Origin of the sequence: Pontibacter coccineus (assembly GCF_030546575.1) — a bacterium.
Lineage (GTDB): Bacteria > Bacteroidota > Bacteroidia > Cytophagales > Hymenobacteraceae > Pontibacter > Pontibacter coccineus.
The window spans coordinates 437,722-458,607 of sequence record NZ_JAUOTN010000002.1 but is presented as its reverse complement, the minus strand read 5'-3'; the positions used below and the strand labels follow the sequence as shown (position 1 = coordinate 458,607).

The 20,886-nt window shown below is 53.1% G+C and carries 17 protein-coding genes; 8 read left to right on the top strand and 9 right to left on the bottom strand.

What is annotated here, in order from left to right:
* Positions 1–74: 74 nt before the first annotated feature.
* Positions 75–2,564, bottom strand: a complete 2,490-nt coding sequence (gene lon, locus Q4E40_RS05975; protein WP_303410673.1) for an endopeptidase La — start codon at positions 2,562–2,564, stop codon at positions 75–77.
* A 225-nt stretch (positions 2,565–2,789) separates the two neighbouring features.
* Between lon and Q4E40_RS05970 the strand changes: the two genes are divergently transcribed.
* Together Q4E40_RS05970 and Q4E40_RS05965 are read left to right on the top strand one after the other, a co-directional pair.
* Positions 2,790–4,775 carry an OmpA family protein gene (locus Q4E40_RS05970; RefSeq protein WP_303410672.1) on the top strand — a complete coding sequence of 662 codons (1,986 nt, stop codon included), beginning with the start codon at positions 2,790–2,792 and terminating at the stop codon, positions 4,773–4,775.
* Positions 4,776–4,796: 21 nt separating this feature from the next.
* On the top strand, positions 4,797–5,543 hold the full coding sequence (locus Q4E40_RS05965; RefSeq protein WP_303410670.1) for a DUF4184 family protein: 747 nt from the start codon (positions 4,797–4,799) through the stop codon (positions 5,541–5,543).
* 10 nt (positions 5,544–5,553) lie between these two features.
* Here the strand turns inward: Q4E40_RS05965 and Q4E40_RS05960 are convergent, their stop codons facing one another.
* From Q4E40_RS05960 to Q4E40_RS05945, 4 genes are all read right to left on the bottom strand, one after another.
* The gene (locus Q4E40_RS05960) at positions 5,554–6,807 is read right to left on the bottom strand and encodes a LysM peptidoglycan-binding domain-containing protein (protein WP_303410669.1); all 1,254 of its coding nucleotides are present in this window, start codon (positions 6,805–6,807) and stop codon (positions 5,554–5,556) included.
* A 14-nt stretch (positions 6,808–6,821) separates the two neighbouring features.
* On the bottom strand, positions 6,822–8,135 hold the full coding sequence (rseP, locus tag Q4E40_RS05955) for an RIP metalloprotease RseP (RefSeq protein ID WP_303410667.1): 1,314 nt from the start codon (positions 8,133–8,135) through the stop codon (positions 6,822–6,824).
* Positions 8,136–8,197: 62 nt separating this feature from the next.
* A complete protein-coding gene (locus Q4E40_RS05950; protein WP_303410665.1) occupies positions 8,198–9,358 on the bottom strand; it encodes a 1-deoxy-D-xylulose-5-phosphate reductoisomerase in 1,161 nt (386 codons plus the stop codon).
* Positions 9,355–10,875, bottom strand: coding sequence for a GH3 auxin-responsive promoter family protein (locus Q4E40_RS05945; protein WP_303410664.1), 1,521 nt, complete (start codon positions 10,873–10,875; stop codon positions 9,355–9,357). The genes Q4E40_RS05950 and Q4E40_RS05945 overlap by 4 nt, the downstream gene beginning before the upstream one ends.
* A gap of 165 nt (positions 10,876–11,040) precedes the next feature.
* Between Q4E40_RS05945 and Q4E40_RS05940 the strand changes: the two genes are divergently transcribed.
* The 3 genes from Q4E40_RS05940 (at position 11,041) to Q4E40_RS05930 (ending at position 12,184) form a co-directional block, all read left to right on the top strand.
* The gene (locus tag Q4E40_RS05940; RefSeq protein WP_303410663.1) at positions 11,041–11,475 is read left to right on the top strand and encodes an OsmC family peroxiredoxin; all 435 of its coding nucleotides are present in this window, start codon (positions 11,041–11,043) and stop codon (positions 11,473–11,475) included.
* A gap of 61 nt (positions 11,476–11,536) precedes the next feature.
* Positions 11,537–12,037 (top strand): hypothetical protein, encoded by a 501-nt coding sequence (locus Q4E40_RS05935; protein ID WP_303410662.1) that lies wholly within the window; start codon positions 11,537–11,539, stop codon positions 12,035–12,037.
* An 18-nt stretch (positions 12,038–12,055) separates the two neighbouring features.
* Positions 12,056–12,184, top strand: a complete 129-nt coding sequence (locus tag Q4E40_RS05930) for a hypothetical protein (protein WP_303410661.1) — start codon at positions 12,056–12,058, stop codon at positions 12,182–12,184.
* Between the two features lie 164 nt (positions 12,185–12,348).
* Here Q4E40_RS05930 and dnaA read toward each other — a convergent pair whose 3' ends face one another.
* From dnaA to Q4E40_RS05915, 3 genes are all read right to left on the bottom strand, one after another.
* Positions 12,349–13,773, bottom strand: a complete 1,425-nt coding sequence (dnaA, locus tag Q4E40_RS05925) for a chromosomal replication initiator protein DnaA (protein ID WP_303410658.1) — start codon at positions 13,771–13,773, stop codon at positions 12,349–12,351.
* 105 nt (positions 13,774–13,878) lie between these two features.
* Positions 13,879–14,814: a bifunctional metallophosphatase/5'-nucleotidase gene (locus Q4E40_RS05920; RefSeq protein WP_303410657.1), complete on the bottom strand. Its 936-nt coding sequence runs from the start codon at positions 14,812–14,814 to the stop codon at positions 13,879–13,881.
* A gap of 13 nt (positions 14,815–14,827) precedes the next feature.
* The gene (locus Q4E40_RS05915; protein ID WP_303410655.1) at positions 14,828–15,583 is read right to left on the bottom strand and encodes a 5'-nucleotidase C-terminal domain-containing protein; all 756 of its coding nucleotides are present in this window, start codon (positions 15,581–15,583) and stop codon (positions 14,828–14,830) included.
* A gap of 171 nt (positions 15,584–15,754) precedes the next feature.
* Between Q4E40_RS05915 and Q4E40_RS05910 the strand changes: the two genes are divergently transcribed.
* Together Q4E40_RS05910 and Q4E40_RS05905 are read left to right on the top strand one after the other, a co-directional pair.
* On the top strand, positions 15,755–17,488 hold the full coding sequence (locus Q4E40_RS05910; protein WP_303410654.1) for a T9SS type A sorting domain-containing protein: 1,734 nt from the start codon (positions 15,755–15,757) through the stop codon (positions 17,486–17,488).
* Between the two features lie 124 nt (positions 17,489–17,612).
* Entirely contained in the window at positions 17,613–19,016 is a 1,404-nt protein-coding gene (locus Q4E40_RS05905; RefSeq protein WP_303410653.1) for a T9SS type A sorting domain-containing protein, read from the top strand.
* 57 nt (positions 19,017–19,073) lie between these two features.
* On the opposite strand, the gene Q4E40_RS05900 is transcribed toward Q4E40_RS05905, so the two are convergent.
* Positions 19,074–20,405: an amidohydrolase gene (locus tag Q4E40_RS05900; RefSeq protein ID WP_303410652.1), complete on the bottom strand. Its 1,332-nt coding sequence runs from the start codon at positions 20,403–20,405 to the stop codon at positions 19,074–19,076.
* A gap of 64 nt (positions 20,406–20,469) precedes the next feature.
* Between Q4E40_RS05900 and Q4E40_RS05895 the strand changes: the two genes are divergently transcribed.
* On the top strand, positions 20,470–20,850 hold the full coding sequence (locus Q4E40_RS05895) for a YkvA family protein (protein WP_303410650.1): 381 nt from the start codon (positions 20,470–20,472) through the stop codon (positions 20,848–20,850).
* Positions 20,851–20,886: the final 36 nt, after the last annotated feature.

Sequence of the window (20,886 nt, the reverse complement as noted above, 5' to 3'; positions counted from 1 at the left end):
CGTTTAAAGCTATGTCTCTGCCTTAGCAGAAGACTCACGGATAGGGCACGCAATTGGGGCGACCCGACTCACCTTTAGATATTCATTCCTTTCACATCCTCCGATATGGTCAGATTGAGCGGATGCTTCACTTTCTGCTTGAGCAAAGCAATCTGCACCACATCATCCACGCGGTCCACGTAGTGAATTTGCAGACCTTTGATGTATTGGTCCGGTATCTCGGTGATGTCTTTGCGGTTTTTCTGGCAGAGGATCACATCCGTTATACCTGCCCTTTTCGCAGCCAGAATCTTCTCTTTGATACCGCCCACCGGCAGCACCTTGCCACGCAACGTAATCTCACCCGTCATCGCCAGGCGCGACTTCACTTTGCGTTGCGTGAACACAGACGCGATGGACGTGAAGATAGCTATACCTGCCGACGGACCGTCTTTTGGCACGGCGCCCTCCGGGAAGTGGATGTGCAGGTCATACTGATCGAACAGGCGGTAGTCAATGTTTAACAGCTCAGCGTGGGCCTTCAGGTATGAGATGGCCGTCATGGCAGACTCTTTCATCACATCACCCAGCTGCCCGGAAAGCGTCAGCTTGCCTTTGCCTTTACTCAGGATAGACTCAATGAAGAGGATATCACCACCCACCGAGGTCCAGGCCAGGCCCGTTACCACACCGGCTGTATCGATGTCCTGGTAGATTTCTTTGTCGAATGTCTCCGGTCCGAGAATTTTTACGACGTCTTCTGGCTTAATGGATGGGGTGTACTTTTCCTCCATCGCCTTCTGCTTGGCCGTGTTGCGCACCAGTTGCCCGATTTTACGCTCCAGGCTACGCACACCCGACTCGCGGGTGTAGTCGTCGATCACCTTCTGTAGCGTGGCCTTCGACATTTTTACGTCTTCCTCCTCCAGGCCATGCTCACTTACCTGCTTCGGCACCAGGTGGCGCTTGGCTATCTCCGTTTTCTCCTCTAAGGTATAGCCGGTCAGCTCGATGATCTCCATTCGGTCGCGCAGGGCAGGCTGAATGGTGTCGAGTGAGTTGGCCGTGGCAATGAACAGCACCTTCGAGAGGTCGTACTCCACGTCCAGGTAGTTGTCCATGAAGGTATGGTTCTGCTCCGGGTCCAGCACTTCCAGCAAGGCCGAAGACGGGTCGCCGCGGAAATCGGAGGCCAGTTTGTCGATCTCGTCAAGGATGATGACCGGGTTGGAAGAGCCTACTTTTTTGATCTGGCTGATGATCTTACCCGGCATGGCGCCCACATAGGTGCGGCGATGGCCGCGGATCTCCGCCTCGTCGCGCACGCCGCCCAGTGACATTCTGACATATTTGCGACCCAAAGCGGTGGCAATCGAACGGCCCAGCGAGGTTTTACCCACACCCGGAGGTCCGTAGAGGCACAGAATCGGCGCTTTCATATCCTTTTTCAGCTTGAGCACGGCTAGGTACTCAATGATGCGCTCCTTCACTTTCTCCAGACCGTAGTGATCGGCGTCGAGTATCTTTTTGGTGCGCTTCAGGTTGAAGTTGTCTTTGGTGGTTTCGTTCCAGGGCAGATCGAGCAGAAACTCCAGGTAGTTGACCGCCACCGGGTACTCGGCTGCCTGCGGGTTGAGGCGGGCCAATCGCTCGATCTCTTTGTTGAAATGCTTGGCCACAGCTTCCGGCCACTTCTTTTTCATGGAACGCTCGCGGAAACGCTCGATCTCCTGATCAGGTCCCTCCTGCCCCAGCTCGTCCTGCAACACCTTGATCTGCTGGCGCAAGAAGTAGTCGCGCTGCTGCTGATCGATGTCGGTGTGTACTTTCGTATGAATCTCCTGCTTGAGTTCCAGCAACTGGATCTCGCGCAGCATGATCTCCAGCAGCTGCGTACCGCGCTCCACGCCGTCGTTCACTTCCAGCAGCTTCTGTTTCTGCGCCACATCCACGTTCAGGTTGCTCGACAGGAAGTGGGTCAGGAAACTCGGGCTATCAATATTATCAAGGGCGACCTGCGCCTCCTGCGGAATCTCGGGGTTGAGTTTGAGCATCTTGGCAGCCGCGTCTTTCAGCGAGTGCACCAGGGCTTTTACCTCCTTGCTCTTTTTGTTGGGGAAGGTATCCTTGCAGTAGCTCACCTTGGCCGACAGGTAAGGGTCTTCCTGCGTCACCTCCTCTATTTTGAAACGGCTTTGGCCCTGGATAATGATGGTCGTGTTGCCATCGGGCAGTACCAGCATTTTCAGGATCTTGGCCATGGTACCGATCTCGTACAGGTCTTCGGCTGACGGATCGTCGCTGTTGGTGTTGCGCTGCGCCACCACCCCGACGATCTTGTCGCCTTTATGGGCTTTGCGCACGAGGCGCACTGATTTTTTGCGGCTAACGGTAATAGGCAATACCACACCCGGAAACAATACTGTGTTGCGCACCGCCAGTAAAGGCAGTTCGTCCGGCATGTCTTCCGGCAGCATTTCTTCGTCAGGGTCTGTGGTGATTACCGGAATCAGATCATCGCTATCATCTACCGACATGTTTCCGATTAAAAGTTGGTTGAGAAAATTCTCCAGTGTATAGTTCATAGATTGTATCAGTGCCAAATTGACATAAAGGTAAGGTAAAATCTGCTTTATGCCTGTGGAGTGTATTATTGTCAAGACCTGTGCCAAGTACTCCCACCTGTCTAAATTGTCGCGCTGGCAGCGGCGTTGGCACGTATTCCCAAAATATAAGGGATTATTAATAAAACGTTTCAGAACATAGGCTAAAAAATAATATCTTTGGTTCAGGTATCACGCCCTGTGCCGATGAAACGACTTAATGCCCCTGCTTTCTTCCTGCTGCTGTTGCTGGCCCCACTTCTGTGCCTGGGTCAGTTGAAGCATACGCCATTGCAAGACGGGCCTGACGTGAAGGTGAAGAAAAAGGTCCCGAACCAGGAAATGCACCTGGATTTCCCGAACCTGAACCGGATCGCCTACTACAAGGATTCCAAAAAATTTTCAGAGATACAACGCCTGGAGCGGCGCAAGCAGTACGGACAGGCCCTTAGGCTGCTGGAGGGCTACGTGCGCAATTTCGGCGTGCAGAACTTCTACAAAGACACCAACCTGCTTTGGAGGCTGGGTCAGCTTTATGAGCGCCAGGATATGATGGCCCAGGCCATGGAGGTATACCGCCTCGTGCTCAAGCACCACCGCTCCGACATCCGCCAGGTACAATCCTACTACGACTCGCTGGAACAGAACACCAAGGACTATTATGTGCCGCTGAGCTATTACTACGAGCTGGTGGAGTACCGCAAGTCCATTTCGACCTACCAGCCGCCGCGTGGGGTATACCTGAACATGGGCAACACCATCAACTCGATTTACGAAGACTACGGCCCTACCCTCAACGCCGACAACAGTACGCTTATCTTCACCTCGAAGCGCACTTTTCAAGGTATAGAGAGCAAGCCAAACGAGGACCTGTACTACTCTCATAACAGCAACGGTTACTGGACCGAGGCGCAGTCCTTTGGCAAGCCCATCAACAGTATTTACAACGAAGGCTCCGCCACGCTCACCCGCGACGGAAAGACACTCTACTTTGCCCGCTGCGAATCGCCGGACGGCTTCGGCAACTGTGACCTGTACAAGGCAAGCCTGCAGCCCGACGGCAGCTGGCACGAGATCGAGAACCTGGGGCCAAGCGTGAACAGCCCGTCCTGGGACTCGCAGCCTACCCTGTCGCCCAACGAGGACACGCTCTACTTTGCTTCCGACCGCCTGGGTGGCTTCGGTCTGTCTGACATCTACTTCACGCACAAGCTGAAGAGCGGGGCTTGGGCGCCTGCGCAGAACATGGGCCCGATCATCAACACGCGCCAGAGCGAGGTGAGCCCTTTCTACCATCCCAAGTACAAGGTGCTCTACTTCAGTTCGCGCGGGCAGCTATTCAATTTCGGTGATTTCGACATCTACAAGACCTACCTGGTGGGCAACAAATGGCAGGAGCCGCGTAACATCGGGCCGCTCGTGAACGGGCGTGGCAGCGAATACTACTTCACCATCGACTCGCAGTCGCAGAACCTGTACTATGCCCGCTCCGAAGAAAGCGACCTCAAAAATCTGGACCTCTACTCTTTCCCGCTGCCCATGGAAGCCCACCCGCTGGCTGTGACCAAAGTGGAAGGCGTCTTGCGCGATTCTGTTTCCAACAAACCGCTTTCGGGTGTCATCTCCATCATCGACCTCGACAACGGCATCGAGATTTCCTCGAAGTACATCCGGCCGGACGGTTCGTTTGCCTTCAACCTGATCGATAACGCCCGCTACATGATGATCATCCAGAGTCCGGATTTCTTCACGATTGAGCGGGAACTGGCATTGCAGCAGGACACTTCACTGCAAATCATGACTCGGGTGATTGACCACAACATTCCGATCGTGTTCAGTAACATTGAGTTCGAGCCGAACGAATCGAATATCACCGCCGAGATGCACGCCATTCTGGATGAAGTGGCTTACTTCCTGGTGGAAAACCCTGGGTTCCGGCTGGAGATTGCGGGCCACACTGACAGCGCCGGCGATCCTGAGTTTAACCAGATCCTGTCGAAAGACCGTGCCGATGCCATCCTGCAGTACATCCAGCACAAGGTGCGCCTTGAGGATGGGCGAATCGATGCCTATGGCTATGGAAGCAGCAAACCCCTGCGCGATGAGAAGACTGAAGAAGACCGCCGCATTAACCGCCGCGTAGAATTCCGATTGATAAAACCAGTACTGCAAGGGCGAGGTATAGCAAAGTAGTCTAATTGCTTCCTATACCCTATGCCATTCACTGCTGCGCATCCTGCTGCCGTATTGCCTTTGCTGAAGCACAGCCGCTGGTTCTACGCCACCGGCTTGATCACGGGCAGCATCGCACCGGATTTTCAGTACTTTCTGCTGCTCCCCCTTTTTAAGCACAGCAGCCATACCCTGGAGGGTTTGCTGTATTTCAACCTGCCTGTTGCACTCGTGTTAGCAACTGTCTTTCATATGGTCGTGCGCCGGCCTGCTGTAAATCACCTCCCCGATTGGCTTAAAGGCAGGGCGCTGGCCGTACCGGAATTAAACTGGTTCTCTTATCTGAAGGATCGGTGGTTTGTCTTTGCCTTTTCAGTGATCTTAGGCGCAGCTACGCACATTTTCTGGGATTCCTTTACCCACGAGACAGGCTACTTTGCAGGCAAGTGGCCTGTGCTGACAAGTTTGGTGGATGTGATGGGTTATGAGATCATGCTTTGCCGCATCGTGCAGCATGGCAGTACCGTGGTGGGTGCGCTGCTCATCCTGCTCTATACCTGGCGCCAGCCAGGCGCGGCTATACCTGATCAGGTGAGTCTACAGCAAAAGTGTTTGTTTTGGGTAGGTATAGGTATAGCAGGTATAGCCTTCATTGGCTACGCCCTATACGCCAGCACCTTTATGCGCTCCCCAATGGGGATAGTGGTCTCGTTCCTGACTGGCGCCATGATGGGAACCATCGCTGTGAGCGCAGCTTTAAAGCTGAGCTGGCTCAGGAAACGGACTTAGGGATTATTACTTATTTCTGAGCTTGCGGCAGGTCAGCCAGCACACGCTTGGCCATGTTCGGCATGTTGTCGCTCACAATGCGCTGCACGTCGTTCAGGTTAGATTGGTAAGGCACTTTCACCTTATTGCCCGACACAAGTTCGCCTTGGCTGTTGTAGATGGAGTAATGCACCAGGAAGTCACGTTCGTAGTTCCAGGTGGCGCGGTCCAGGCAGTTTTCGTAGTTAGTCTTCACCTCAAACTGGTTGATGAACACGTAGTAGTCGATGCCATACTGGCCGTTGAAGTGCGAGAAGAATTTCGGGTCCTTCACCTTCACACCAAAGTGCTTGTTCTCGTCCTGCGCTACGGGTACAGTAGCCGGTTGCCCACCTCTGATGTTCAGGTCGTTCTTTTTGCGTTTTACCCAATCCAGTGCGTTTTCACGCTCTTTTACGGTGGGCTGGTGGTTGTAGCGCGACTGCTTGTTATCCTGGTAGCCGTAGCTCAGCGATTTGTACAGGGTGCTCAGTTCGCTCACGCTGTCGCGGTACACGCCGCCCAGCAGGTTAATGGTCTCGTAGCCTTCCGGTGCCAGCAGGGCGTTTAGTCGGCCGCGGAACACGTGGCGCACGTTCTGGCGCGGTATCTTAGAATGGCGGGCGATCTCGTCGTCGGCGTCAGAGAAATACAGGTACGGGTCGAAAGGCACTACTAGGATGCGCTGCTTCACCTTACTCTCCAGCGTAGGCAGTGTAGAGGCTGCGGCTGATGTACTGGCCTGCGTGCGGGCCGGGCCTGTTAGGTTATTCGTCTTGCTGGCCGCTTTTGCTGGTTGGGCAGGTGGGGTAGCGGCTGGCTTGGCAGCCTGAGCCTGTGGCGTGGCCTGTACCGCTGTGGCAGGCTTTGCAGCTGGCGGATTCGGCTGTGCGGTAGTTTTAGGCTGCTGGCTAGCGGTTGACGGTTGCGGTTTGGCCTGTGTTGCAGGAGTAGCTGACTTGGCAGCAGTCGTTTTCACCTTTGCCTTACGGTTAGTCAGGTATAGGGTCTGGCCCATCTGCAGCTGCGTGCCGTTCCACTTCTGCAGCGAGTCGAGCGGGATACTGAACCGGCGTGACAGGCTGTAATAGGTATCACCCTGCTGCACCAGGTATACGGTATCAGCTGCAGCGGACTGCGTAGGTATAGAAAAAGCCGATGCTACTGGTGTAGCACCGGCTTGATTAAATGCAAATAAAACAAATAGAATGGCTACAGTTAAGGCGCTCTTCACGACGGCTCTCATAAACGAATCTTTGGTTAGAAGATTATCTTGAATACATCGTTAAATATAGCAAAAGCCATTAAGCCTAACAATAAAACCATGCCCACTTTTTGAGCGTTCTCTAAAAAATTATCAGAGGGCTTGCGACCGCTGATCATCTCGTATGTTAAAAATACAACGTGACCGCCGTCCAGCGCCGGAATTGGCAGGAAGTTCATAAAGGCCAACACCATCGACAGCATACCGGTGATCGACCAGAATTTGTACCAATTGAAGGTGTCACCGAAGATCTGGGCGATACCGATCGGTCCGCTCAACGACTTGGAAGCCGACACCTCTCCTCTGAATATCTTCCCGAATCCTTTAAGGTTAGCCGTAATCACACCAAAAGCCTGGTTGGTGCCCAACGGAATGGATTCACCCAGGCTGTAGTCGCGGGTGGCATACTCTAAGAGCGGCTTCTGGTAGAAGCCAAGCGTTGCGTCTTCATTTACGGTAGCGTTCAAGGTTACCAGTTCTTTATCGCGCTCCACCCCTATGGTTACAGGCTTGCCGGCATACTTCTGCAAAACAGCCTGAATATCGTTGAAGAACTGTATGCTTTCGCCGTTAACCGTTCTGATGTAGTCGCCGGCTTGCAAACCAGCTTTTGAAGCAGGACTATTAGGCGCTACCTCACCTACTACAAAAGGCACCCGCGGCTGCACAAACAGCATGCGCTCTTTGTTGTCGGCCATGCGGTCCATAAAGTCTACCGGAATAGGTATTTTCACCTGCTCACCCTTGCGTTCTACCGTGTAGTATGAGTCGCGGCCCAGGAGCATATCCATGGAGTACACGTCCTCAAACTTCTCAAGCGGTTTCCCATTCAGGGCCACAATTTTGTCGCCAGCCTGAAAGCCCAGGTCCTGGCCCATTTCGTTTGGCTGCACGCCATACTTCACTTCACTGGCCGGCAGGTATGTCTCGCCATAGTAATAGTTCAGGGCGATGAAAATGACAATACCCGTGATCACGTTCACGATAATGCCGCCCATCATCACGATCAGGCGCTGCCAGGCTGGCTTGGCCCGAAATTCATAAGGCTCCGGCTCTTTCTGAAGCGCCTCTGTGTCGAGGGACTCATCCACCATGCCTGATATCTTCACGAAACCACCCAGCGGGATCAGACCCAGCATGTACTCTGTTTCGCCTATCTTCTTGCTAAATATTTTGGGGGGAAATCCAATCGCATACTTCTCTACCCGCATGCCAAACCATTTGGCAGTCAACATGTGTCCCAGCTCGTGCAATCCAACCAGTATTGTCAGGCCCAATATGAGCTGGCCCACCATTATTAAAATATCCATTTAATCGAAATAATTTTAGAATCGATGATCTTGACAGAAAAATTAACCCCTGATAGCGAAACTTAGAGGCTCAGTTTACCAGCTGCTTCTGCCGCATAAGTACGTGTCTCTCTGTCTGTTGTAACATAGTCTTCGTAAGAAGGATTCGCAATATACGCAACTTTTGCCATACTACTTTCGATGATATCGGGCATCTCCAGAAAGCCGACCTCCTCGCGCAGGAAGGCCGCCACCGCTATTTCATTGGCCGCATTAAGGATGCAGGGCATATTGCCGCCACGCTCCATCGCGTCAAACGCCAGCTGCAAATTGCGGAACGTTTCCAGGTCCGGCTGCTCGAAAGTGAGTTGCGGATAGTCCATAAAATTAAAGCGTGGGTAATCGGTCTTGAGCCGGTCCGGGTAGGCCAGCGCATACTGGATCGGCAGTTTCATGTCCGGCAAACCGAGCTGCGCCTTGATGGAGCCATCCTCGAACTGCACCAGCGAATGGACGATGGACTGCGGGTGCACCACCACTTCGATCTGCTCGTTCTTCAGCCCAAATAGCCACTTGGCCTCGATCACCTCCAGCCCTTTGTTCATGAGCGAAGCGGAGTCGATGGTGATCTTGGCGCCCATTTCCCAGTTCGGGTGCTTAAGGGCCTGCGCCCGGGTTACCTGGCGCAGTTCGTCAGCTTTGCGACCACGGAAGGGCCCACCCGAAGCAGTCAGGATGATCTTCTCGATCGGGTTGTGAAATTCGCCGGCCAGGCACTGGAAAATAGCGCTGTGCTCAGAGTCTACCGGGTAAATGTTCACACCCTGCTGTCGGGCCAGTTCGGTGACCAGCTGTCCGGCTACTACCAGGGTTTCTTTGTTGGCGAGGGCGATCTCTTTACCGGCCTTGATGGCGCGGATAGTTGGCTGCAGACCGGCATAGCCGACCATGGCAGTCAGCACCATGTCCACAGTGCCCATCTCCACCACCGAGTTAAGCGCATTGGTGCCGGCGTATACCTTGATGGCCTCATGCTGCAGGGCGTCACGCACCTGTTCATACAGGGCTTCGTTGGCAATCACGACCACATTCGGTTTAAAAGCCAGCGCCTGCGCAATCAGCAGGTCAGCATTGTTATGGGCGGTGATCACCTCCAACTCAAAACTATCAGGATTGGCCCCGATCACCTCCAGGGCCTGCGTGCCGATGGAACCTGTGGAGCCAAGTATAGCAATTCGTTTCATTCGCTTTTGTTAGTGTTAAGAACGCCTGCCGACTCGATCAGGCCATCGGCCAGTTTGCGGTCGTTACTCAGGCGCGGCACTTTGTTCTGTCCTCCCAGTTTGCCCTGCGACTTCATGTAGTGGCGGAACGTCCCCTGTGGCAGCGACCTGATCTTCAGGTCAGCCAGAATCCGGCCTGCAATCAGGTCGTCGTAATAAGTATTTAACTTTTGCAGTTGCGCGTTCAGTTCTTTCGCGAATGCCTCTTCGTTGGCAGGCGCTATGGAAAACTCCACCAGCCACTCGTGGAAAGACTGTCCTTTGTCCTGGCTCACGTATGGTGCCACCGTAAACTCCACCAGTTCCACCATCGGGTAGCTTTGCATGGTGCGCTGCATCGCCTTTTCTACCTCCTCGCCTATCACGTGCTCGCCAAAGGCGGAGATGTAATGCTTGATGCGCCCACTCACGATCAGCTTGTAGGGCTTCACGGAGGTAAATTTCACGGTATCGCCAATAGAGTATGCCCAAAGGCCGGCATTGCTGCTGACCACCAGCGCATAGTTCACGCCCGTTTCCACTTCGCCGATAGTCAGGCGGGTTGGCTTCTCGTTGAAGTACTCATCCGTAGGTATAAACTCAAAGAAGATGCCCGAGTTCAGTAACAGCAACAGGCCTTTGTCGTGCTGCTCGTTCTGGTAGGCGAAAAACCCCTCGGAGGCCGGAAATGTTTCGACGGAATCGACTTCGCGCCCGATCGACTCGAACAGCTTTTTGCGGTAAGGCTCAAAATTCACGCCACCATACACGAACAGCGAGAAATTCGGGAAAATATCTTTGATCTGCTTGCCCGTCTGCCGCATCAGTTTGTCGAAATACATCTGCACCCAGGGCGGTATGCCTGATATGAGCGTCATGTTCTCATCTATCGTTTCTTCGATGATCTGGTCGAGCTTGGTTTCCCAGTCTTCGATGCAGTTGGTCTCGTAGCTCGGCAGCTGGTTGGTGCGCAGGTAGCCCGGCACATGGTGGTTGGCTATGCCCGACAAGCGTCCGGTATGAATGCCCCCCACCTGCTCCAGCACCGGACTCCCCGACAGGAAGATCAGCTTCCCGTCCAGAAAGCTGGAGTTACCGGTTTCGTGGATGTAGGAAAGCAGCGCGTCTTTCGCTCCGTTGATGTGGTTAGGTATAGAGTCTTTGGTGATCGGGATGTACTTGGTGCCGGAAGTGGTGCCGGAGGTCTTGGCCAGGTAGAGCGGCTTGCCGGGCCACAGGATGTTTTGCTCCCCTTCTTTCACCCGGTTAAAGTATGAGGCAAGGCCCTCGTAATCGCGCACCGGAACGGCCTCTACAAAGTCGGCGTGGGTCTTTATATCAGAAAAATGATGGTCACGGCCAAAGGCGGTCTGCTGTGCTTTTTTGATGATACTCTCAAAAACAGCCTGTTGCGCTTCTACCGGGTTTTGTATCCAGGACTGGTGTTTTTTGTGCACGTAAGCAGCGAGCGGCTTACTGAGCCATGCTTTCACACCCATATGGTTTTTCTTTTTTTAGAGGGGTAAATATAGCCAGATAAACGGGCTTTGCCATAGTCGTTCACCATGTTTTACCAGCATCCTATTTTTAAAGTCAACAAAAAACGCCCCGCCGTAGTTTATAGGTATTGGATTTATCTGAAAACCACACTAACAGTAAGACTTATGAAAAAGAGCACAGCAAAGGCCCAATGGAACAAAGGCCTAAAAAACGGTAACGGCGAGGTACAATCCGGTACCGGCAACTTTAAAGCAGGCTATACCTTCGCCTCCCGCTTCGAAAACGACACCTCGGCCACCAACCCCGAGGAGCTGATCGGTGCAGCCCTTGCCGGCTGTTACTCCATGTTTCTGAGCTCCCTGCTCGAGAAGGCCAAATACGAGCCGCAGTCAGTGCAGTCTACCGCCACCGTGCACCTGGGCGAGAAAGACGGCGGGCCGCACGTGATGAAGATCGAGCTGAACACCGAGGCCAGCGCGGCAGGTATAAGCGACGATGAATTTCAGAAGCTGGCCGAAGAGGCGAAAGCCAAATGTCCTATTTCGAAGGCGCTGGGTGCCGTGCCTGAGATCACATTAACCGCTTCTCTCAAAAAATAAAATTGCTATATTGCAGCTTGCACATAAACTGTGCTCGTTCGTTTCACTTTAACATCCTTATATGCCAACAGCCGGTAATGCAAGATCGTCGCTTTTAGTACAGTTAAGCCCTTCGCGCAATGCTAAGCTTTCTTTCACGGTGCAACTGGTGCTCACCCTTTTCTGGCTGGCCTGGGCCACCATGCTACTTGTAAGCGAAAACCCGACTGATGACCAGAATTACCTGTACTACATCTTTTTCGGTTTGGCTGTCGTTTTTCTGGGCTACGTGATCCTGCAAAACACTTCTGTGTTTGGCGTGCAGTCTTACATTGAAGTGACGCAGGAGTACATTGTGCAAAAGAATGGCGTGTTCCGGACCAAGATGATCACATCTATACCCAATATCGAATCGGTACATGTATCGCCTATGGCCCTGCGCATCACCCAGCGCGACGGCAACAAGGTATACCTCGACCTGAAACAGATCCGCAAGAAGCGTGACATTGAAAAGGTGAAAAGCAGAATTCGTGAACTCAGCCGCCAGCACAACTTCGACGTGACGGAAGCCAACCTGGCTTAAGGTATAGGTGGCGTGAAAATGACAGCTGCCCTATACCTGAAATTCAGTATGCACGCCAGCCCGCAGACCTATTTTGTGCTGCTCGTTGGAGCTATACCTGTGATGATGTCAGATATACGCATTCTGCAAAAGTCCAAGAGACGGTAAGGCAGTGTTGCAATAAGCACCAAGAGAGAGGGCTATACCTGCGCAGGTATAGCCCTCTCTCTTTTGACACACTTACCAGGTATAACCAAAAGCAAAACCGCCGCTACTCAGGTAAAGTAGCGGCGGTTTTGCTTTTATAGGTATAGCACTCGGGCAGGTATAGCTTAACCCGCCTTGGACTTGAATTTCTTCTGAAGTTCCTGTATGCTTACTTTGAATTTCTTGTCCGTGTCGATCAGATCCGAAACCGTCTGTACCGAGTGAATCACGGTACTGTGGTCACGGCCGCCGAAGTGGTAACCGATGGATTTAAGCGAATGGCTGGTAAACTCCTTAGCGAAGTACATGGCCACCTGACGCGCCGTCACGATCTCTTTCTTACGGGTTTTGGCTTTGAGCGAGTCCAGGCTCACCTGGAAGTACTCGGCCACGGTTTTCTGGATGAAGTCGAGGTTCACCTCGGTCTCCACGTCTTCAATGATATGCTTCAGGGCCTGCTTGGCAAGCTCCAGGTCAATCTCTTTTCTGTTCAGCGACGACTGCGCGATCAGCGAGATCAGCACGCCTTCCAATTCACGCACGTTGGTGTCTACGCTGTAGGCCAGGTACTCCACTACGTTATCCGGAATGTCAATCCCGTCGCCCTGCATCTTTTTCTGGATGATGGCCATGCGGGTTTCGAAATCCGGGCTCTGCAGGTCGGCGGTGAGGCCCCACTTGAAGCGGGACAGCAAACGCTCTTCCAGGCCTTTGAGGTCGCGCGGCGGACAGTCAGAGGTCATCACGATCTGCTTGCCGGACTGGTGCAGGTGGTTGAAGATGTGGAAGAACATTTCCTGTGTCTTCTCCTTACCGCTCAAAAACTGCACGTCGTCGATGATCAGGATGTCCACCAGCAGGTAGAAGTTGGCGAAGTCCTGCACGTTGTTGGTCTTGAGCGACTCGATGAACTGGTTCACGAATTTCTCAGAAGACACGTAGAGCACGAACTTATCCGGGTTGCTGTTTTTGATGTGGTTACCGATGGCCTGCACCAGGTGCGTTTTGCCAAGGCCCACGCCGCCGTACACCATCAGGGGATTAAAGGAGGTCGTGCCTGGCTTGTTGGCCACGGCATACCCGGCAGAACGTGCCAGGCGGTTACAGTCACCCTCAATGTAATTCTCAAAGGTATAGGCCCCGTTCAGCTGCGAGTTCAGGAAGTTTCGGTCGATGGTCTTGGACTCGAACGGGCTCTTGATGAAGTTCTGCTCCGGCCGGTAAGAGTTCACCACGGCGGTCGGAATCTTCTTCGTCGGGATGTTGACCGTCTGCGGCTTGTTGGACTCGTTGCCACGGTCCACGATAATAGAGTACTCCAGGCGCCCCTCACTGCCCAGTTCCTGATAAATCACCTTCTTCAGCAAGCTTACATAGTGCTCTTCCAGCCATTCGTAAAAGAACTGGCTAGGCACTTGTATAGTCAGCACATTGTCGCGCAGGGACAAAGGCTTGATCGGTTCGAACCAAGTTTTAAAGCTCTGCTCGCCAATATTTTCCTTAATTACCTGTAGACAGTTACTCCATACTGTTGAACAGTCTTTTATCATCCAATTTTCCAAAACACAAAAGATCCGTTGGGTGTAACAAACCTCTCCTTGACGGTGGGGGGGTTACAAATTTGACCAATTTATTCTAAACAAAAAATTATTTATTCACGAAGTTAATACAGGGTTATCCACAGCCAACACAGCGGTCCTTGTGTCTGTCCTACGCTTTGATTTTCTGCTGAATGTAACATCTATTCTGCCCAAAAACAAGCCCGACCAGCCTACCTGGTTAATCATGGTCTCGTGCCCGTTTTCGTGGCGCAGCACTTCCGGTTTTTCCATGAAGGTATGGGTATGGCCGCCCAAAATCAAATCGATGCCGCTGACCTGCGTGGCCAGTTTGCGGTCGTCTATTTTTTCGGTGTCGTAGCTATACCCCAGGTGCGAGAGGCAGATCACGTAGTGGCACTTTTCCTTTTCGCGCAGCGCCTGCACCATTTTGCGGGATTCCTCCACCGGGTCCAGGTATACGGTCTCGCCGTACATGTTCTTGCTCACCAGCCCGTCGAGCTCTATACCCAAGCCGAATATACCAACCCGTACACCCTGCTTTTCGAACACTTTGTATGGTTGAAAACGGTCTTTCAGGATCGTGTTGGAGAAGTCGTAATTGGCGGTGAGGAACGGGAAGCCGGCCAGTGGCAGTTGCTTCTGCAATCCTTCCAGCCCGATATCGAAGTCATGGTTGCCAAGCGTGGCGGCATCGTAACCCATCTGGGTCATGAGCTTGTACTCGAGCTCGCCCTCAAAGAAATTGAAGTAGGGCGTGCCCTGCCAGATGTCGCCGGAGTCGAGCAGCAGCACGTTGGGCTCCTGCTGGCGAATGCTTTTGATGAGCGAGGCGCGGCGGCCCATGCCGCCCATACCGCCATACTTGCGCCCATCGTCCGGGAAAGGGTCGATGCGCGAGTGCTGGTCGTTGGTGTGCAGAATGGTCAGCCGGATGCCGTCGCGGGCGGCCTCGGCCGACAAGGGCAGGCCCAGCATGCTGATACCTGCCGCGCCGAGGGCGGTGTGCTTCAAAAAGTCTCTTCTCTTCATGGTCAGGTATAGCTTATGGAAGGATGGTCACGCGTTTTTCGGCTGGGGCAGTCACCTGCTTGCCGGCTGCGGTGAGCTGTTTTATGTGCTGGTAGATGGCGTCCCGGAGCAACAGGCCCAGCTTTTCGTACTTGATCGGATTCTTCAGCATGTCGAGTTTATCGCCTCCGCCAGCCAGGTAGTCTGAGGTGAGCAAGGTATAGGTTTTATTCAGGTCCAGGGGCCGGCCTTTGATCTTGATATCCCGTGCTTTGCCGTTGGCGACGGTATAAGTCGCGTTGCCGATGTAGGTGATCTTGCGGGCCGCGGCATCGTTGAAGAGCTTTTGCACGGATTCGCCGCTCAGGGTCAGCACCACCATTTCGTTCTCGAACGGCATCAGCTCAAAAATATGCCCCGTGGTGATGTTGCCTGCCGGCAGCGGCACACGCAGTCCGCCTTGCGTGGTAATGGACAAGTCGATGGGCTTGCCGTAGATGGGCTCGCTCTGGGTTAGTTGCAGGTCCACCACAAAGTTACCGAGCGGTGACTCGTAGTCGCCTTTGCCCAGGGCCACCGGCGCCGTTCCCACCACTTCCGACATCTTCACGGTCACCTCCTCGCGGTAGGGGGCCACCAGCGCCTCCACAGCGGGATCGGCGGTGATGGTGTGGTCCACGGCTACGTCCGTCTCGCTCAGGTTGGCTGAAGGTTGCAAAGGCCGCTGGCAGGCGACCAGACTCAGGGCCAGGGCCAGTCCGGAAATGTATTTTGTGAATGGGCGCTTCATGGGTGCTGCTGTAATTATCCCCAAAGTTATCAACATTGCAGGGCACAGCCAAGCTTGCTACACAATTATAATTTTACTTCACCGGGCAGCATCCCGCTCTACGCTGTCTCCCAATTACATCCAAAATACCTTATATTGCATCATACATCAATCGTGATACCGCCTTGGCCTATGAAAACATTCCTCTACCCTCTCCTCCTCTTGCTGCCGCTGCTATTTACCAGTCTGCCGGCCGAAGCGACGCATCTGCGTGGAGGTTACATCCATTACACGCTGGATGCGGAAAACCCTCGGAAAGCTTATTATACCCTGAAGCTCTATACCAAAGAAAGCTCACCGGCAGATGATCCTTCTGTCATGATACAGATGGGGGATGGTGTGCCATTGACTGTTAAGCGTGCTAATTTTAAGACCATAAAGCCGGATGTGTTACTGTCCACTTACACATGGGAGTACACCTTTGCGGCGGCGGGCACTTTTACTGCCACCTGGATCGGTGAAAACAGGAATGGCGGCATCCTAAACCTGGCCCCGCCAACCGATCAGTTATCCATGGGCATCGCAACAGAGACGAATTACCACCCGCTGGATCTAAACCGGAATAGTGTTCAAATTAAAACGGAACCACATTTTACCGCGTACCGGGGAAACCCCTTGCGATTTAACCTGCTTGCCTATGACCCGGATGGCGATAGCCTGGGCTACGAACTGATCGCCCCTTTGCACACTGATGCTCAGAAATTGCTCTATTCCTCTCCCGGGTTTACCATTCCGGAAGGATTCACTATTAACCGTTTCGGAGAGGTTCACTGGGAGAATCCTGACAAAGTGGGGGAGTATGCCTTTGCAGTAGCGATTACGCAGTATCGCAAAGGCAGAAAAGTTGGCCGTACCATATTCGACATGCAGTTTCTGGTACTCGACGACAAGCTGGAGTTTCCGGAAATTAAAATAGAAAACAGAGAAGAACTCACCTTCCTGAAAGACAGCAGGCTGCTGGTCAAGCCCGGAGAAAAAGTCAGCCTACGCCTACACTTCCCTTATCAGGCCGACAAAACCTGGCTCAGCGAGTTGCAGGGACTTGGATTAAAGGATGTTTCGTTCCGCAGCATCAGCAGCCTCGTGAGCGAGTTCAGCTTTACAGCCCCTGAGACACTAAGCCGTAGACAACCCTATGGGATCAATTTCAACTTTGCATTCAGAAACCCTGGCACACCATACTTACCCCAAATTTACGTCGCGACGCTGCCGGTCTCCCTTTTGATCTGGCAGCCCGAAGAGGTAAAACTGGGTATGCTGGCGACAGGCAACCTGAAATACACCCCCGAAGGCCATATTAGCAGCATACCTGGGCAGGACATAAAAGTGATGCTGTTTGCTTACAATGGCTTGGGAAACACAGTGGATTTAAACATCGACAGCAACCTGAAAGCCGGGGCCGGGCGCTTCAGCTTCGTTACCCGCGACTCGGCTGACAGTGTGGTAGGAGAACTTGTTTTCAACCCGTCGCAGGCGCAAGTCAGCAGCAAACCCTATACCATCACAATCAGCAGCACTTCCATGCAGTTGCGCACCAGCAACAGCTCTTCTTCCACTACCCAGGAACTTGTTTTGCAGGTGCTTGTCTCCGAACCTCTTCCCCTGTCGTCTGAGCATGACTTGGCATCTGGCAAAAAACTACCATATCCCAATCCTGCCACCGAAAGGTTTATGGTTGAGGCGCCCGAACTGCCGGACCTATACCTGCAGTTGCAGGATGTGACTGGCAAAAAGGTGGCCGGTTATACCTTGCAGCCTGGTCACAATCTCCTCAGCAGACCCACAGCACTTAGCCCGGGGCTCTACTTCTATACCCTGTCAAGCCGGGCACAACCCATTCGGAGCGGTAAGCTGGTGATGCAGTAAAGCTGCCAAACAGGTATAGCTGAAATTTAGGGCAATGCATATTAGGCAAAAAAATCACAATATTATTACAATATTAGCGTATTAAGAATCTATTGTTACATTTATATTCTTAAAGCCTATACCTATGAATATCAAACCTTTACTTTGTATACTCGCTCTGTTGCTGGCACCCGTACTAGTACAGGCCACACACATTTACAGCGGCTACATCAGTTATACAACCGACCCGCAGAACCCGCTAAAGCTCAATTTTGAGATGACGACTTACAATTACACGGCATCAACAGCTTCTGACCCAGCTGTTTATATAAATATGGGAGATGGCAATAATGTGATGGTTGAAAGAGCTGCCTTACCAACGTACAGTAAAAGTTTTTACACCTCTGTTTTCAGGTGGTCGCACACCTATTCCTCGGCAGGTGACTACATTGTAAGTTGGATAGCAGAGAACAGGAATGGTGGCATTTTGAATCTAGCACCTCCAACTGATCAACTTGCTTTTTATATCCAAACCAACGTGAAAGTAGGCAGTTCACTGAAAAACCTGAACAGCGTAAAACTGGCCGGCACGGGAGTAGTACAGGTGTTCCCCCATGAGCCCTGGACACACAATCTCCTGGCCTACGATGCCGATGGCGACTACCTGATGTACGATCTGGTAATCCCTAAATATAGAAAATCTGCAAACGAGATAGCCAATGCACCCGGTTACCAGCAGCCAGAAGGGCTAAGGATAAACGAGTTTGGCGAACTACACTGGCCAAATCCTGAAGTAAATGGCCAGTACGTTCTTAATGTTCGCATAACAGAGGTCCGGGATGGCAAACTATTGGGCTCTACGGTCGTGGAGATGACGCTGCTTGTAAGGGAGCGGCTGGAGCAGCCCGAAATCAGCCTCATCAACAAAGATCGCCTGACAGTGAATGAAGACGGTTCTATACAGACGTGGCCTGGGCAGCCGGTTAAGTTAGAATTCTATCTGCGAAACCTTCCTGGCCATGTAGTTTTACCACTGATAGCACGCCAATTCGGAGAAATTGACACCCTGCAGCTGGTAGATACAGCCTTGCAATTCAGAGACACTACGAACGGCTATGCCATTCGCTATACCTTCACCCCGACGCCTGCACTAGAGCGGACCGAGCCATACCTGATAGGCTTGAGAAGCTGGGCGGACAATAAAGAGCCTGCCCACCAGTATGGACGGAACGTGGAATTCGCCTGGGCATTCGCTTACATTTACGTGGGCGAGCAGCGCCGTCCGCTATCTTCCGGTGACGATTTCCCAACTGAAAGCCCGAAACTATACCCGAACCCGGCACGGGGCGAGTTTACCTTTGAGGCCCCCGACCTGCCGGGCCTGCACCTGCTGGTGCGCGATGTGACAGGCAAGGTGGTGGCGAGCTATACCTTGAGGCCGGGCAGAAACGACTTTGCCCGCCCGGCCAAGCTGGCCTCGGGACTCTATACCTATACCTTAACCAGCCAGCTCTCCCCCATCGAAACGGGCAAGTTGGTGCTGCAGTAATCTTTACAACAAAAAGCCTCCCTCAGTTGGTATTGAGGGAGGCTTTTCTATACCTGTTTACTTCTCGCCTTTTCCTTCCATGTAGTTCAAGGTCAGGCTGGTCAGCGTTTTTACGCCAAGCTTCAGGCCGCTTTCATCTATAAAGAAATCCGGTGTGTGGTGCGGGGCCACTTCCTCCGGCTTCTTGCCTTTTGACATACCTCCTACAAACAGGAACAGACCCGGTATCTTCTCCTGGTAGAATGCAAAATCCTCGGCGCCGGTCACCGCTTTAGCCAGCACCACCTTGTCGCGGCCTGCCACGGTGCGTAGCGTGGGTAGCATGCGCTCAGTTAAGGCCAGGTCGTTGTAGGTAACGGGGGTTTGTGGGATGATCTCTACTTCAGCAACAGCGCCGCTGGCTTCTGCAATTTTGGTGGCAGTGAGCTTCAGCTTCTCATGCAGTTTCTTCTGCATCTCCACGTCCAGCGCCCGGATGGTGCCTTCCATCAGCACCTCCTCCGGTATGATGTTGTTGCGCACTCCCCCGTGTATGCTACCTACTGTGATCACGGCAGCGCCTTCCGGTAACTGCGTCTGGCGGCTGATAATGGTCTGCAGGCCGTTGATGATCTGAGCGGACACCACGATCGGGTCTATACCTGACCAGGGATAGGCGCCGTGCACCTGCTTGCCTTTTACTTTGATGCGGAAAATGTCGGCGCTCGCCATGGTTCCGCCCGGCGTATACTTGATGGTACCCACCTCGGTCTGGGAGTTGATGTGCAGGCCAAAGATCACTTCCGGTTTCGGTCCCTTGTCGAGCACGCCTTCCTTCACCATTAGGGCGGCACCGCCCTCTTCACCGATCGGCGATCCCTCCTCCGCTGGCTGGAAGATAAACTTCACGGTTCCTTTCAGGTCTTTTTTCATACCTGCCAGCACCTCAGCCGTCCCCATCAGCATGGCGATGTGCGTGTCGTGGCCGCAGGCGTGCATCACGCCCACTTCCTGTCCGTTGTAAGTGCTGCGCTCTTTGGAGGCAAAAGGCACATCCGTCCGCTCTGTTACAGGCAAACCGTCAATATCGGCACGCAGGGCCACGACCGGGCCGGGTTTTCCACCTTTCAGGATGCCGACCACACCGGTATGGGCTATGCCCGTTTGCACCTCTATACCTAACTTGCGGAGGTGGTCTGCAATCTTTTCGGCTGTCTTGGTTTCGCGGTTGCCCAGTTCCGGGTATTGGTGAAAGTCACGCCGCCACTCGATCACCTTCGGCTCCAGTTTGTCGGCCATGGTATTGGCCCTGGCCAGCAATTTAGAGTCCTGCGCAAGGGCAGGTACGGTCACAAGCAGCCCCAGGCAGAGGGGCAATGCTTTCTGAAGGAAGGTATAAGGCTGTATCATGTTCAGATTGATTGTTTGCTTCCTCTAAAGCTACATAATTTTTGGAATTGCCGTACAAGAATCCATGCTGCAGCAATGGAAAGCCACCGTCCGGAAACTCAAAGAGGACATCTATACCTTATACCTGGCCTACCGCGACCCGCGCGTGCCATTTTTTGCCAAGGTGGTACTGATCCTTACCGTCGCTTACGCCTTCAGCCCGATCGACCTGATACCTGATTTTATACCTGTGCTCGGCTACCTCGACGATCTGATCCTGCTCCCGCTCGGCATCTGGCTCTCCCTTAAGCTGCTGCCCGCGGAGGTGGTGCAGGAGTACCGCGCAAAGGCCAGGCAACAGCTCCTGGAACGAAAGCCCAACTACATCATGGCGGCTGTCATCGTCCTGGCCTGGCTCTTATTGGGTCTTTGGCTATACCTGCGCTTTGTGGTTCACGTAGACTAAATTCACAGTGATAAAACCTCCAGACCTTCTTCCCGC

Coding starts and splice junctions, on each gene's coding strand:
- lon (WP_303410673.1), bottom strand. CDS start 2,564: ATGAACTATACACTGGAGAATTTTCTCAACCAACTTTTAATCGGAAAC.
- Q4E40_RS05970 (WP_303410672.1), top strand. CDS start 2,790: ATGAAACGACTTAATGCCCCTGCTTTCTTCCTGCTGCTGTTGCTGGCC.
- Q4E40_RS05965 (WP_303410670.1), top strand. CDS start 4,797: ATGCCATTCACTGCTGCGCATCCTGCTGCCGTATTGCCTTTGCTGAAG.
- Q4E40_RS05960 (WP_303410669.1), bottom strand. CDS start 6,807: ATGAGAGCCGTCGTGAAGAGCGCCTTAACTGTAGCCATTCTATTTGTT.
- rseP (WP_303410667.1), bottom strand. CDS start 8,135: ATGGATATTTTAATAATGGTGGGCCAGCTCATATTGGGCCTGACAATA.
- Q4E40_RS05950 (WP_303410665.1), bottom strand. CDS start 9,358: ATGAAACGAATTGCTATACTTGGCTCCACAGGTTCCATCGGCACGCAG.
- Q4E40_RS05945 (WP_303410664.1), bottom strand. CDS start 10,875: ATGGGTGTGAAAGCATGGCTCAGTAAGCCGCTCGCTGCTTACGTGCAC.
- Q4E40_RS05940 (WP_303410663.1), top strand. CDS start 11,041: ATGAAAAAGAGCACAGCAAAGGCCCAATGGAACAAAGGCCTAAAAAAC.
- Q4E40_RS05935 (WP_303410662.1), top strand. CDS start 11,537: ATGCCAACAGCCGGTAATGCAAGATCGTCGCTTTTAGTACAGTTAAGC.
- Q4E40_RS05930 (WP_303410661.1), top strand. CDS start 12,056: ATGACAGCTGCCCTATACCTGAAATTCAGTATGCACGCCAGCCCGCAG.
- dnaA (WP_303410658.1), bottom strand. CDS start 13,773: ATGATAAAAGACTGTTCAACAGTATGGAGTAACTGTCTACAGGTAATT.
- Q4E40_RS05920 (WP_303410657.1), bottom strand. CDS start 14,814: ATGAAGAGAAGAGACTTTTTGAAGCACACCGCCCTCGGCGCGGCAGGT.
- Q4E40_RS05915 (WP_303410655.1), bottom strand. CDS start 15,583: ATGAAGCGCCCATTCACAAAATACATTTCCGGACTGGCCCTGGCCCTG.
- Q4E40_RS05910 (WP_303410654.1), top strand. CDS start 15,755: ATGAAAACATTCCTCTACCCTCTCCTCCTCTTGCTGCCGCTGCTATTT.
- Q4E40_RS05905 (WP_303410653.1), top strand. CDS start 17,613: ATGAATATCAAACCTTTACTTTGTATACTCGCTCTGTTGCTGGCACCC.
- Q4E40_RS05900 (WP_303410652.1), bottom strand. CDS start 20,405: ATGATACAGCCTTATACCTTCCTTCAGAAAGCATTGCCCCTCTGCCTG.
- Q4E40_RS05895 (WP_303410650.1), top strand. CDS start 20,470: ATGCTGCAGCAATGGAAAGCCACCGTCCGGAAACTCAAAGAGGACATC.